Here is a 12,359-nt window from a genome sequence, read left to right on the forward strand (position 1 = left end):
GACAGCAAGAAGACCACCACCTCAGAAGCCGGTCAATCCGACCGGTCAGTCAAATTGGCGACAGTGCTGGTCCAGTGCCTCGCCCGGGTCGTTCCGAAAGAGCAGCAGCTCCACCAGCTCGGGCGTCCAACGCCGCCCTGACTCGGACAGTTGAGCTGCGGCCCGACACATGAAGGCCCCGTAAACCTGGTAGCGATAGGCCGACCACCTGGGGCCCCGCCAGAGCCATTCGGCGGGTCGGCCGTTCGCCGCGTACGGCTGGTCGGCACGTCGCTCCCAGAAGCCGCGCATCTGCCGCGCCAGCCGGGCATCCAGGATCAGCGCCCGGCACTGCTCGGTGCTGGCGCGGCTCGCGAAGTAGAGGAACTTGGTGAAGAAGGCGGGGCCGAGCCCCCTGATGCGCCCATTCCGCAGCAACAGGTCGTAGGCTGCCACTGCGCCCTCGCGATCCAGCATCTCCACGGCTGCGGACAGCCGATTATCGATGTCATCGCGGAAGGTTTCCGAGGCCGTCTGATCCGCGTTCATGATCCGGTCAAGTCGTCTGGACCCGTAGCCGGTTTTACCCCAGCCCCAGGCGAACGAGGTGACCAGCAGTGGCAGCCAGGGTCGCCGGCTGCGGCAATCCCCAGCCGTGTCCGTCACGTCGCCCCTGGTCAGGAGCTGCGGATCGTCGGTGTCCGTGTCGAACGGCAGATCCTCGGCGTAGTCCGCCCACCACGCGGGCACGACCTCGATCGCGTGGTCGTTCACCAGGTCCTCAGGCTCGCGGGACCTGTCGCCACGCCCAGCTTCCAGCGCACGCCGCAGCTCCTCGAGCCAGGTCCGCTCGGCGGCACACAGGCCGCCCTCGACCACTCCCGCGTCGCACTCCGAGGCGTTGTCCGGCAGCTTCATCCGATTCTCCTTGCGTGCGCTGGGGGTAGGAGACGGTTCACTTCGCCCGGGTGTCGGGGCGCAAGGTGCCCGCCACCAGGCCGTCCGCCGTCAGGCGGACCAGTTCCGCGGCAAGCGACCCCACGTCCTTGAACGCCGACTCGAAGGCGCTGAGCCTCTGGAAGGTGTCGCCGTAGGCTTGCTGTTCGTCAAGCGGCAGGCGCCGAACCTGCGCTCGCCGGATGTCGATCCGCGTACGCGCCAAGCTCGTCGTCTGCTTGTCGTTGGCCGAGCTGCGCAACTGCCCGGCTAGGAACCAGGAGTCGAGCGCGGCGGGGTTGGGCCGCAGCAAATAGAGATTGGCGCCCAGGAGCAGCCCGTTCGACGGGATCACCCGCGCGATCAGGTGACGCGCCGCCGCCGGTACGACGACGTCTCCGCTCATCAGGGGAACGCGTTCCGCCAGCCTTTCCTCCTGCCCGGATGCCCCCCGGCCTTCGATGACGTCCAGCCCGGTAAGAACCAGCCCGCCCACCGGCTCCTCTGCCAGGCGGCTCTCGTCTTGGCCTGACAGCAGGCGGATTGGGCCGATGAGTTGCAGGGCGCCTGTGCGGGCCAATTCTGCGATTGAGAGTGTGAGCGGCGCAGTGGCTTGGTCCGGTGCTGGCGCGACCTGGGGCATCATCTTCGGCAGGTCGCCGATGACAGCGGCGAGCCGCTTCCTGGTCCGCGCCAGATGCTGCCCTGCCGGCTCCGCTTCCGCCGCAGATTGCCGGCGGGCGGGAGTGAGGTCGACCTCTTCGTCGAGCAGCTCGATCACCGGGACCGTACGAGCGAAGCCCGCCTCCTCGATCTCCGCGTCCGGCGCCTCGGCAAACCGCCGCCATGTGGCCAGGACCCGGGGGAACGCCACCGCCAGGTCCTCGCCGGCGGCGTCGACCAGCAGCACCCGCGCCGGTGCCGGGGCGTCGACCGCAGCCCGCCGCAGCACCCACACGTGCAGCGGTACGCCGTGCGGTGGGGCCGCCCCTGCGGGAAGCGCGATGACCGCGCGGAGGTGGCCTCTACGCAGCAGCTCATGGCGGATCCGCTTGCCGGCTCGCCGGCCGGCGACTGTGGGTGGCATCAGCAGAACGGCATGCCCGCCGATTCGCAGGCGGGCCAGGGCGTGCTGTACCCAGGCCAGCTCCGGCTCGGTACGGGGCGTGGAGCCGACGATCCAGCGCGGGTCGTGTCCCAACTCCTCGTCGCCCCAGTTGGTGGCACCGAACGGCGGGTGACAGACGACGGCGTCGACGGTGCGGTCGGCGAAGGCGTCGGCGCGGAGTGAATCCCCGGGGCAGACCTCTCCAGGCACGCCCCGTAGGGCGAGCCAGATCCCGGCGAGCCTGGCGAGGTCGCGGTCGAGTTCCTGCCCGTAGGCGGAATTGCAGCCGGCGCGGACGGCGGCCCGCAGTGTGGCGCCGGAACCGGCGGCCGGGTCGAGGACGGACCCGCCAGCCACACCGGCGAGCTCGGCCATGAGGTCGGCCAGCTCGTCGGGGGTCGCGAAGGGTCGGCCGGGGCCGGGCGCGGAAAAGCGTCGCCACAGTTCGTCGAAGGTGGCCTGGGGGCCCATCTCGTCGACGAGGGCGTCGATGTCTGGCAGGAGAGCGGCCATCTCGGCATCGGCCCGATCGAGGACCGGGCGTTCGCCGCGTTGACGGGCGAGCAGGACGGCACCGACGGTGGCGAGCGCGGAGGCCGGGGCCTCCTCGGACACGGCGAGGTGTTGCCAGAGCCGGTCGACCCGGGACAGCTCGGGAAGCTTGCCTTGGCCGCGCAACCACTGCTCGACCTCCATGAGGTCGAACTCTGGGCTGGCCGTGGTGCCGCCCACCGGGGCCGGGAAGTCGGGATGCCGCTTGCGCCAGTTGCTGACGGCTGCGCGACCGACCCCGGCGAGCCGGGCGATCTCCGCAGCGGTGACGGTCGGTGTCTTCACGTCAGCAGTCTCGCACACCCGTCAAGGTTCGTAACGTCTGTTGACACCGTTCTCGAACGATGCTGTTATTGACGCCGCCACGGTTCACACCAGGAGGACAACGATGCGCAAGACCACGACCCTCGCCCTGATCGCTACCGCCCTCGTCGCGCTGGGCTGCGGCGCTGGCTCCACCGACGAGGCCAGCAGCTCGGGTGACAGCGCCGCCCCGAAGGGCGAGGAGAAGGCGGCGAAGACCGCGAAGATCGGCCAGCCGGCCCGGGACGGGAAGTTCGAGTTCACGGTGAAGTCGTCCAAGTGCGGCGTCACCAAGGTCGGCACCTCGATGCTCGGCGACAAGGCTCAGGGCCAGTTCTGCCTGGTCACGGTCAACGTCAAGAACATCGGCAAGGAGGCGCAGTTGCTGGACGGCGGCAGCCAGAAGGCCTACGCCGCGGACGGCACCGAGTACTCGTCCGACACCGAGGCCGGCCTCTACGCCAACGAGGACCAGAGCACCTTCTTCGAGGAGATCAACCCCGGCAACCAGGTGACCGGCGTCTTCGTCTTCGACATTCCGAAGAACGTCAAGCTCACCAAGCTCGAGCTGCACGACTCAATGTTCTCCGGCGGCGTCACTGTCGCGCTGAGCTGACCTCTCGCATTCGGTCGGGGCGGGCGATCCGCCCGCCCCACTGCTTCCGACGCAACCCCCACCCGTCAGCCAACAGCGGAGACCACCATGACCGACCAGACCAACCCGATGCCGGCGCACCATTCCCAGGAGCCGTGCGAGTCTTCACAACCCGGGATGCCGTTCATCCCCGAGACCTGGCCCACGCAGCCTCGACGGAGGCGCCGCCGTGTGCTGATCGTGGTAGCCGCGGTGGCCCTCGCACTCCTGGCGACTGGCATCGCTTTCACACTCGTCAACCGGCAGTCCCCGCTCGAGGCGGCTCGCCAGACGTGCGGGGCCGCGTCGGACGACTACGCGAGGTTGGGTGACGACGGCAGCACGTTGACCCTGCGCAGCCTCGGCAAGGAAACCAGCGGCCTGAGCCTCGACCAGCTTGAGTGCTACTGGTCCGCATTGGAGATGCCGGACTCCGTGCGAGCGGAGGTCGAAGCGACCAGGGCGCTGGACGGACGGCGGTCCGGCGAGTGGGACGAAATCCGCGCCTCGTGGAGCTACCACCCGGATAGCGGCGTCCAGATGGTCTTCACGCTCGCGGACTGATCACCACCTACCCACTCCCACGTCAAGGAGGCGTCGTGCGTCGTGACGAGTTCATCCGCTCCCTGGACCTGCTGCCCGATCCGCTGCGCGAGCGCGCCTTCGCGCTGCGCACCTACGTACGGCTGAGCCGCTGCCCGGACTGCCAGCGGATCGCCGACGCGGTGACGCTGTCCCTCACTGCGGCCCACTACGACGCGTTCGCCTCGGCCGGCGAGCTGCTCGATTCCGCCGAGCGGCTGGCCGCCGGGCACGGCACGGCCTGCCGGCCGCAGCCGCAGCAGCGGGGCCGCGGCCGGGTGGGCCGCTGGGCGGGTGCGTCCGCGACCCTGGTCGCCGCGACCGACGCGAGCTGGAAGGGCCACGCCGGCGGCATCGGGTACGTCGTCAGCGACGGCCACTACGGCCTGCGCGGCCGGCGTGCGGGCCGGATGGACCCGACCGGCGCCTCGCGGGTGCTGGTTGACGAGTTGCGGGCGGTCGAGTTCCTGCTGTCCGGGTACGACGAGGTGCCGGCCGGTATGACGGTGCTGCTGGACAGCCTGAGCGCCCTGCGGTACCTGCACCGCTGGCAGGGCGGCGACACCGCCGCCATGCCGGCCGGCTACAGCCTGCGGCCGCGCCGGTGGTCCGACCAGCCGACCCTCGTACGGCTCGCCGAGCTGGTGGGTCGGCGGTCGGACCTGTCGTTCGCGCACGTGCGGGGGCACAGCGGGCACGCCCTCAACGAGGCCGCCGATGGCCTGTCGCACATGGCGCGCCGCCGGGTCGGCGAGCCGTTCGACGTGGGCCCGCGGGCGCACGCCCTGGTCGACGCGTTCCTGCGCGACTGGCATGCCGCCGTCGCGCCTTGATACTCCCACTCTCACGCCTGGAGATGGTCATGCTCCTGCCCCGCCATGCCGCCGTCGTTCAGTCGCCGGCCTCCTCGCTCCTTCGTCGGGCCGGGTCGCACCCGCTCACCCGCCGGGTCGGCGTCCCGCTGGCCACCGCCGCGCTGACGGCCGTCGTCCTGACGGGCTGCGGCGACGAGCAGACGGCCACGGGTAGCGCGTCCACGCCCTCGGCCGGTCCGTCCGCTACTGCGGGCCCGTCCCCGACGCCCAGTCCGACGCCGCCGTCTGACCGGGACGGCGACGGGATGCCCGACGGGCTCGACCCGTACCCGGACGACCCGAAGAACGTCCCCCAGCAGGGGCCGATCACCGTCTCGTGCGACACCGGTCAGGACTGGGATTCCGTGCTCACGATCTCCCCCGGCGCGGACGGGCGTCCTGACTTCAGCCAGGTCTGGCTGGCGAAGCCGAGCTCGTGCGAGGTGGAGGGGACGGTCGCCATTGTCACCGTCACCGAGCAGGTCGCCTACAAGACGTCCGGCTACGACGGCCAGGACATCTCGACGCTGTACGAGATCTGCGCGGCGGTCGACCCGGACGACGTCTACGCCGAGCCGGGGTTCGCCGCCAGCCGTGGGCAGATTGCTGAGAGAAACGGTGCGCTGACGCTCTGCCCGAAGCACCCGTATGCGAAGAAGTGGCGCGAGGCGGTCAGGCGCGGCCAGGCCGACGTCACGCTCGAGGCGGAGGGCCGACTGTTCGGGCCGGGCACCTTCCGGGTCGGCAAGGAGATCAAGCCGGGCACGTACGTTGCCACCGACGTCGAGGGCTGCTACTGGGAGCGGCAGAACAGCTCCGGCCGGATCATCGACAACTACTTCACCAACAGCGCCCGACGGGTGCAGGTCACCATCCGTTCCTCGGACTACGCGTTCAGCTCGGAGAGGTGCGGCGAGTGGCGCCCCGCCGGCTGAGCCGCTGGCTGCCCCAGCGAAGCAACTCCGACTCCAGGGCACCCGCGCCGCACATCCGTTCACCCAGACAGGAGTCACCGTGACCCACCAGTCCGGCTACGACCCGTACCAGTCTTCGCCGCCGGTGCCGGCCCTCGCCCCGCCCCCGCCGTACGGCTACCCGGCGACGGTTGTCGTACAGGTGTCGCCGACCTCTGGCGTCGCCGTGGCGTCGATGGTGCTCGGGATTCTCGGTGTCCTCGGTGGGTGGTGCCTGTTCGGGCTGCCGTGCCTGCTCGCCGTCATTCTTGGCCACGTCGGCCTGCACGAGACCCGCAACAACGCGAAGTCGGGGCGAGGCATGGCCGTCGCGGGCCTGGTCCTCGGCTATGTCTTCGTCGCCCCGATGGTCCTGCTGACGGTCATGGTCTTCTTCGGCGGGCTGATCGGCGCGGCCACTCCCTCGACCACCCCCACCCCCTGAGTAGAGGACGGATCGCCATGCCGAGCGACCAGAACGGCCACCCGGAGCCGGACGACGACGTCGTGCTTGGCGTGAACGCGTTCCAGATCATGGCGCGTCGGTACGTGGAAGGGCGGATCGCCGAACTTTCCCCCCGGCCCGAGGACGTAGACGCCCGCCTGCGCGGGCTGCTCGCCATCTACGAGGACCTCACGGGCAAGGGCCACCCGGATCCGCTGACGTTGCTCGCGAGCGTGCTGGGCATTCCTGTGGACACGCTGGTTGTCCATTTGCGTGCGGCCGGCCGCGACCTGCGGCCGTCGTAGGTTAAGCGGCTCGCTGGCGGGCTCCGCCGCCCACGTCTTGTTCCGCTGGGCGTTGAGGCGAGCACGCACGGTGAGTCCCCGCACCGAAGATCACGTCCGACGATGCGAGGATGAACGCCATGCCCCTCGGGACCGGTTCTCCGGCGCAACCGTTCGCCCACCTCCAGGCGCAGAACTCGACGCTGTATCGGCAGATCCTGGACGCATTCGTTTCGGCGAAGCAGCGCTTCACTGTGCACCTGCGGCCCGAGGACGTCCTGATCGACATCGGGGCGGGGCCGTCGCTGGAGACCGTTCGCGCCGCTCTGGATCAGCTCGCCGAGTGGGGAAATCTGCGCGCCGACCCCGACACCGGCCGGGTGACAACGGTTGAGGACTTCCACCGGGCCCGCTACCTCTACCAGCTCACCCGGGAGGGGCACGCGGCGGAGGAGGCGATCGCCAGGTACGAGGAGGCGGTTGGGCGGCGGGGTGCCCTGCAGTCGGTGGCCCTGTCCGACATCGCGGAACAGCTGCGCGGGCTGCTGGCCGTCGCCGAAGCGGCGGCAGCTGGCGAGCCGCCGGACGCGGCGAAGACGCACCTGCTGTTGCTGAGCCTCGTCGACCGGTTCACCGGCCTGGCCGACAACGCGCAGGCCTTCATGGCGTCACTGCGCCGGACGATCGACTTCTCCGACGCCGACGTCGCGGCGTTCCTGGCGTACAAGGAGCAGCTGATCGCCTACCTGGAGCGGTTCATCGCCGACCTGGCCAACCGGGGCGCCGAGATCGCGGCGCTCACCCGCCAGATCGAGGCGGTCGGCGTGACGCCGCTGCTCGAGGTGGCGGCGCGCCGCGAGGCCGCCGACACCGCTCCCACCGAGGAGCACGGCGGCGCGGACGCCCCGGATGGCCTGGACGGGGACGGGTGGGGTGGGCACGACGCTGCCATGCGGCAGGCCCTGGAGACCTGGCGCCTGCGCTGGGTGGGGCTGCGCGACTGGTTCGTCAGCGGCGACAGCAGCCGCCCTGCACAGGCGCGGCTGCTGCGTACAGCGGCGATCGGTGGGATCCGGCAGTTGCTGAGCACGGTCGCGGCGATCAACGAGCGGCGGGCCGGGCGGTCGGACCGCTCGGCGGACTTCCGCCGGCTCGCCCTCTGGTTCGCCGAAGCGCCGGACGACGAGGCGGCGCACCGGCTCTGGCACACCGCGTTCGGGCTCTCCCCCGCCCGGCACCTCACCACCACCGCCGAGACGCTCGCCGCCACCGAGGAGCGGCCCGTGCCGACGGCCACGCCGTGGGCGCAGGCGCCCCGCCTGGATATCAGCCCTCGGCTGCGCCGTACCGGCTCCTACGAGCGGCGGGGCGCGCCGAACCGGGTGATCGACCGGTCGGAGCAGCGTCGCGTGCTCGCCGAGCGGGTGCGCCTGGAGGCGGAACAGACCGCCCGCGCCCGGGCCGCGCTGGCCACCCCGGGCCCGATCCGCCTCTCCGAGCTGGCGGAGCTGGACTCCGCCGAGTTCCGGCTGTTCCTCCAGCTGCTCGGTGACGCCCTGGCCACCCGCCGGCCGGACCAGTCGGAGGTGACCACCACGACGTCGGACGGCACGATGGTGGTCCGGCTGCGACGGGTCGACGCGGCCCCACCGGTGCGGGTCGTCACCGAGGATGGGGTGCTGACCGGGCCGGAGCATCTCATCGAGATCATCGACCTTATCGGGGCGGCCAGGTGAGAGGGCGCGCCGTCGCCGACGACGTCCCGGAGGCGCGGCGGCGCAGGGCCGCGCGGCTGCTGCTGGCCCGCCCGCTGCTGGTGGCCGGGCTCACCGACGCGGAGACCTACCGGCTGGTCCGGGCGTACGCGGCGGAGCTGCGGGAGTGGTTCGACCGGGAGACCGGCTGGCAGGTGGTGGCCGACGCCCACACGGTACGGCTGGTGAAGCTGACCGCCGACCCGCACGACGGCACGCATCCGGCGCGGGATCCGCGCTCGCGGACCCCGTTCTCCCGGCAGCGGTACGTGCTGACCTGCCTGGCGCTGGCGGCTTTGGAGCGCGCCGACGGGCAGATCACGCTGGGCCGGCTGGCCGAGGAGGTGCTGACGGGGGCCGCCGAGCCGGCGCTGGCGGCGGCAGGGTTCTCGTTCGCGCTGGACCGGCGGGAGCGGCGGGCCGACATGGTGGCCGTGGTTCGGTTGCTGCTGCACTGGGGGGTGCTTCGCCGGGTGGCCGGGGACGAGGAGGCGTACCTGGGCGCTGGCGGAGACGTCCTGTACGACGTGGACCCGGCACGTGATCGCCGGCCTGCTCGCTGCGTCCCGGGGGCCGTCGATGATCGACGAGTCGACCGGGCCGGGCCGGCTCGCGGCGTTGACGGTGGAGGTCGTACCGGATGTGGACGACGCCCGGAACCGGGCGCTGCGGCACCGGCTGACCCGGCTGCTGCTGGAGCAGCCGGTGGTCTACCACGACGAGCTCTCCGAGGCCGAGCGCGCCTACCTGACCAGCCAGCGGCACGCGCTGCTGACCCGGATCACCCAGTTCACCGGCTTGGCGCCGAGGTGCGCGCGGAGGGGATCGCGATGGTCGATCCCGAGGACGAGCTCACCGACGTGCGGATGCCGGCCGAGGGGATGCAGAGCCACCTGACCCTGCTGTTGGCGGAGCACATCGCCGCCGGTGACGGCGGGGTACGGGTCAGCGAGCTGCAACGGCGCACCCGGGAGCTCGCCGTCGAGCACCGGTCGTACTGGCGTAAGCACGCCACCGACCCAGGTGCCGAGGTGGACCTCGTCGCCACGGCGCTGGAGGCGCTGCGCGCGCTGAAGCTGATCCGAGTCGAGCCGGGAGCAGACCCGCTCGTGCTGCCCCGACCGGCGATCGCCCGGTACGCCCTGGCCGCGCCGACGATTCGCGAGCCGGCCGCCCGACCGGTGGGCACCGACAAGTCCGAACGATCGAGGGAAACAGCGCGATGACCGTACCGCTGGCCGACCATCTGCCGCTCCCGGCGAAGGAGCGCTGGCAGCCGCTGCGCGCCGGGCTGGTCGACATCTTCTACTACGACCAGGAGGAGTTCTACTTCCACGGCGGGAGCCTGCTGCTGCGGGGCAACAATGGCACCGGCAAGTCGAAGGTGCTGGCGCTGATGCTGCCGTTCCTGCTCGACGGGGACCTGGCACCGTACCGGGTGGAGCCCGACGGTGACCCGCACAAGCGGATGGAGTGGAACCTGCTACTCGGCGGCAGGTATCCACACCAGGAGCGGCTCGGCTACACCTGGTTGGAGTTCGGCCGCCGCGACCGCGACGGGGACCGCTTTCTCACCATCGGGTGCGGGCTGAAGGCGGTCGCCGGGCGGGGCATCGCCCGGCACTGGTTCTTCGTCACCAGCCAGCGGGTCGGCGTCGACCTGACGCTGGTGGGTGCGACCGGCACGACGTTGACCCGGGAGCGGCTGCGCGACGCGGTCGGGCCCGCCGGAATGGTCTACGACCGGGCGGCGGACTACCGGCGGGCCGTGGACGAGGCGCTGTTCGGGCTTGGCAGCCGATACGACGCGTTGGTCTCTCTGCTGATCCGGCTGCGCCAGCCGCAGCTGTCAAAGCGGCCGGACGAGAAGAGCCTGTCCCGGGCGCTCACCGACGCGCTGCCGCCGCTGGACGAGAACCTGATCACCCAGGTCGCGGAGGCGTTCCGCAGCCTGGACGACGAGCGGATGACGCTGCGGGAGCTGGCCGAGACGAAACGGGCCGCCGACGACTTCCTCACCCGCTACCGGCAGTACGCGCGGGTCGCGACGCGCCGCCGGGCCGGGTTGCTGCGCCAGCAGCACAGCCGCTACGAACAGCTCGGCAGGGAACTCGCCGAGGCGCAGCGGGCCTACGAGCAGGCCGACGCCGACCTGACCCGGGCGTTGGCGCGCATCGGCGGGCTGACGGAGCGGTCCCGGGAGCTGACCACGCGGCTGCAGGCGCTGCGGGACAGCCCGGAGGCACGTACCGCCGAGCATCTGCGCCGGCTGCGGGGCATCGCCGACGAGCGGGACCGGTTCGCCCTCCAACAGGAGGGACGGCTGGGCGACCTGGAGGCCGACGTGGCCCGCGCCGGCCGGTCGGCGGAGGACACGACCCGGGAGCTGCGGCAGGCGCAGGACGCCGAGGACGCGGCGCGCGCGCAGGTCGAGCGGGACGCCGCGGCGGCGCGACTGGCCGCCCGGCACGCGGCGCGGGTGGTGGCTGCGCTGCCGGTCGGGCTGGCCGAGGCGACCCGCGCCGCGGACGAACTGGTCGCCTCGCGGTCGAGTTCGCTGCGGACGCTGGACCGGCTCCGCGACGCCGCCGGCGCGGCCCGGGGTCGGGCGGACCGGGCCCGCGAGGAGGTGGACCGGTTCGACGCCGAGATGGCCGCTGCGGACCTGCGGATCGCGGAAGCCGAGTCGGCCGCGACCGGGGCGGGTGAGCTGCTGCTCCGGCGGATCCGAGAGCACCTCGGCGGCGTGGTCGAACTGCCGGTCGGCGACCTCGACGGCGTCCTCGCGGAACTGGAGCAGTGGGTCGGCGCGCTGGCGGGAGAAAGCCCGGCGGCGCGGGAGACGACGCGCGCCGCCACGGCCGCGACGGAGGCCCTCACCCGCGCCGACGCCGCGTGGGAGGCCGACGAACGCGAGGTCCGCGACGGTCTGCAACGGGCCGAGGCGGAGCTACGCCGGCTGGAGGCAGGAACGCATCAGCCGCCGCCGTTGGGTACCCGCTCTACCTAAAGTGAGCCCCTGAGACCGGACATGTCCGGCCGAAAGGGGTCACTCACACCAGACGGCCGAGCCGATAGGCGCTCTCACCATTCACGCCGGCCCGTTCACCGAAACGCTGATGGCTGGCCGATCCCGACAGCGATCTCCTGCAGCCGTGCCGGGTACCGTGCTGGCGCCGCGGCGCAGATAGAACTCGGGCCGCTTCGGGTTGTACGCGTACCAGCGGCCGCCGGCGCTCACCTCGATCAGCAGGACGGTCTTACCGTCCAGCGGCACCGGGCGCACCGTGACCGGAGGGTCAGGGTCGATGCTGTCGCGGATCATGCTACGCAGGGTGCGCATCTGCTCGTCGAGCTCTGTCGCGTCGACGCCGGCGATCTGTTTGCGGGCGTGCGGATCGACTCGGTGGTGATGTTGCCGAGATGGGCCGGGACGCGGCACGTCGCTGGGGCACTGGCGGCCGGGGCCCAATCCTGCTGGTCCGCCGTACGGTTGGCGGCGCGCTCGTGGCGGTCGGCTGCTCGGGTGTGAGCGATCGCGAGTAGCCGGTCGATCTGGGCAGCGTCTGCGGGCCGGACGCCGCGTAGGTCGCCCTGTCGCCCACTCCGCCAACAAGATCGAGTACGCCCGGCTACTCAGAGCCCAAGGCTCCGGCCTCGGCAGCATCGCCACCATGACCGGCATGCCGAAGGCCTCGCTGCACCGTCACGTAGCCGACGTCGAACCGACGGCCGTACAGGAGACGTAGCACGAGGATCACTACCCGAAGGCCGGGCCGGCTGGTGAGCCATCGTCGTCAAGACCGAATTTCCGTATCTCATCGGCGCTGGCGTAGTCGCCAGCCTGCTCCCGCAGATAAGCCAAGCACCGCAGCGCACCGCCGACGCCGTGGTCGGCGGCCTGCACAACGGCGACCTCGGCGCCGGCATGGTCGCCAGCCTGCTCCCGCAGATATGCCAAGTACCGCAGCGCGT

General features: G+C 71.6%; 12 protein-coding genes and 2 pseudogenes. 10 read left to right on the plus strand and 4 right to left on the minus strand.

All coding sequences use genetic code 11. The features are described 5' to 3' along the window. Nucleotides 1-45 precede the first annotated feature (45 nt). A complete protein-coding gene (locus tag ACFY23_RS24690) occupies nucleotides 46-897 on the minus strand; it encodes a hypothetical protein (RefSeq protein WP_350677073.1) in 852 nt (283 codons plus the stop codon). 37 nt (nucleotides 898-934) lie between these two features. Next, nucleotides 935-2,860, minus strand: coding sequence for an N-6 DNA methylase (locus tag ACFY23_RS24695; protein ID WP_350677071.1), 1,926 nt, complete (start codon nucleotides 2,858-2,860; stop codon nucleotides 935-937). 103 nt (nucleotides 2,861-2,963) lie between these two features. Between ACFY23_RS24695 and ACFY23_RS24700 the strand changes: the two genes are divergently transcribed. From ACFY23_RS24700 to ACFY23_RS24745, 10 genes and pseudogenes are all read left to right on the plus strand, one after another. After that, a complete protein-coding gene (locus ACFY23_RS24700) occupies nucleotides 2,964-3,494 on the plus strand; it encodes a DUF4352 domain-containing protein (RefSeq protein WP_350677068.1) in 531 nt (176 codons plus the stop codon). An 87-nt stretch (nucleotides 3,495-3,581) separates the two neighbouring features. Next, nucleotides 3,582-4,076 carry a hypothetical protein gene (locus tag ACFY23_RS24705; RefSeq protein ID WP_350677066.1) on the plus strand — a complete coding sequence of 165 codons (495 nt, stop codon included), beginning with the start codon at nucleotides 3,582-3,584 and terminating at the stop codon, nucleotides 4,074-4,076. 35 nt (nucleotides 4,077-4,111) lie between these two features. Beyond that, on the plus strand, nucleotides 4,112-4,927 hold the full coding sequence (locus ACFY23_RS24710) for an RNase H family protein (RefSeq protein ID WP_350677065.1): 816 nt from the start codon (nucleotides 4,112-4,114) through the stop codon (nucleotides 4,925-4,927). A gap of 287 nt (nucleotides 4,928-5,214) precedes the next feature. Next, on the plus strand, nucleotides 5,215-5,883 hold the full coding sequence (locus ACFY23_RS24715; protein ID WP_350819258.1) for a hypothetical protein: 669 nt from the start codon (nucleotides 5,215-5,217) through the stop codon (nucleotides 5,881-5,883). A gap of 79 nt (nucleotides 5,884-5,962) precedes the next feature. Further along, complete coding sequence (locus ACFY23_RS24720) at nucleotides 5,963-6,346, plus strand: DUF4190 domain-containing protein (RefSeq protein ID WP_350677060.1); 384 nt, start codon at nucleotides 5,963-5,965, stop codon at nucleotides 6,344-6,346. A 17-nt stretch (nucleotides 6,347-6,363) separates the two neighbouring features. Beyond that, nucleotides 6,364-6,651 (plus strand): hypothetical protein, encoded by a 288-nt coding sequence (locus ACFY23_RS24725; protein ID WP_350677059.1) that lies wholly within the window; start codon nucleotides 6,364-6,366, stop codon nucleotides 6,649-6,651. 110 nt (nucleotides 6,652-6,761) lie between these two features. Continuing rightward, nucleotides 6,762-8,366, plus strand: coding sequence for a TIGR02677 family protein (locus tag ACFY23_RS24730; protein WP_350677056.1), 1,605 nt, complete (start codon nucleotides 6,762-6,764; stop codon nucleotides 8,364-8,366). Next, a pseudogene (locus ACFY23_RS24735) lies at nucleotides 8,363-8,908 on the plus strand (TIGR02678 family protein); the annotation flags it as partial. The gene ACFY23_RS24730 and the pseudogene ACFY23_RS24735, both read left to right, overlap by 4 nt. 55 nt (nucleotides 8,909-8,963) lie before the next feature. Beyond that, nucleotides 8,964-9,610, plus strand: a pseudogene (locus ACFY23_RS24740) (TIGR02678 family protein). Next, entirely contained in the window at nucleotides 9,607-11,394 is a 1,788-nt protein-coding gene (locus ACFY23_RS24745; RefSeq protein WP_350677054.1) for a TIGR02680 family protein, read from the plus strand. The pseudogene ACFY23_RS24740 and the gene ACFY23_RS24745 overlap by 4 nt, the downstream one beginning before the upstream one ends. A gap of 81 nt (nucleotides 11,395-11,475) precedes the next feature. On the opposite strand, the gene ACFY23_RS24750 is transcribed toward ACFY23_RS24745, so the two are convergent. Next, nucleotides 11,476-12,069 carry an ATP-binding protein gene (locus tag ACFY23_RS24750; RefSeq protein ID WP_350819260.1) on the minus strand — a complete coding sequence of 198 codons (594 nt, stop codon included), beginning with the start codon at nucleotides 12,067-12,069 and terminating at the stop codon, nucleotides 11,476-11,478. A 75-nt stretch (nucleotides 12,070-12,144) separates the two neighbouring features. Continuing rightward, the coding region (locus tag ACFY23_RS24755) for a hypothetical protein (RefSeq protein ID WP_387051281.1) at nucleotides 12,145-12,359 on the minus strand (215 nt) is incomplete at its 5' end.

The sequence above is a fragment of the Micromonospora sp. NPDC000121 genome, assembly GCF_042899165.1.
Taxonomy (GTDB): Bacteria; Actinomycetota; Actinomycetes; order Mycobacteriales; family Micromonosporaceae; genus Micromonospora.

Excerpts from the sequence above, each read along its gene's own strand:
- ACFY23_RS24690 (WP_350677073.1), bottom strand. The coding sequence starts at position 897 with ATGAAGCTGCCGGACAACGCCTCGGAGTGCGACGCGGGAGTGGTCGAG.
- ACFY23_RS24700 (WP_350677068.1), top strand. The coding sequence starts at position 2,964 with ATGCGCAAGACCACGACCCTCGCCCTGATCGCTACCGCCCTCGTCGCG.
- ACFY23_RS24705 (WP_350677066.1), top strand. The coding sequence starts at position 3,582 with ATGACCGACCAGACCAACCCGATGCCGGCGCACCATTCCCAGGAGCCG.
- ACFY23_RS24715 (WP_350819258.1), top strand. The coding sequence starts at position 5,215 with ATGCCCGACGGGCTCGACCCGTACCCGGACGACCCGAAGAACGTCCCC.
- ACFY23_RS24725 (WP_350677059.1), top strand. The coding sequence starts at position 6,364 with ATGCCGAGCGACCAGAACGGCCACCCGGAGCCGGACGACGACGTCGTG.
- ACFY23_RS24730 (WP_350677056.1), top strand. The coding sequence starts at position 6,762 with ATGAACGCCATGCCCCTCGGGACCGGTTCTCCGGCGCAACCGTTCGCC.
- ACFY23_RS24745 (WP_350677054.1), top strand. The coding sequence starts at position 9,607 with ATGACCGTACCGCTGGCCGACCATCTGCCGCTCCCGGCGAAGGAGCGC.
- ACFY23_RS24750 (WP_350819260.1), bottom strand. The coding sequence starts at position 12,069 with ATGCCGGTCATGGTGGCGATGCTGCCGAGGCCGGAGCCTTGGGCTCTG.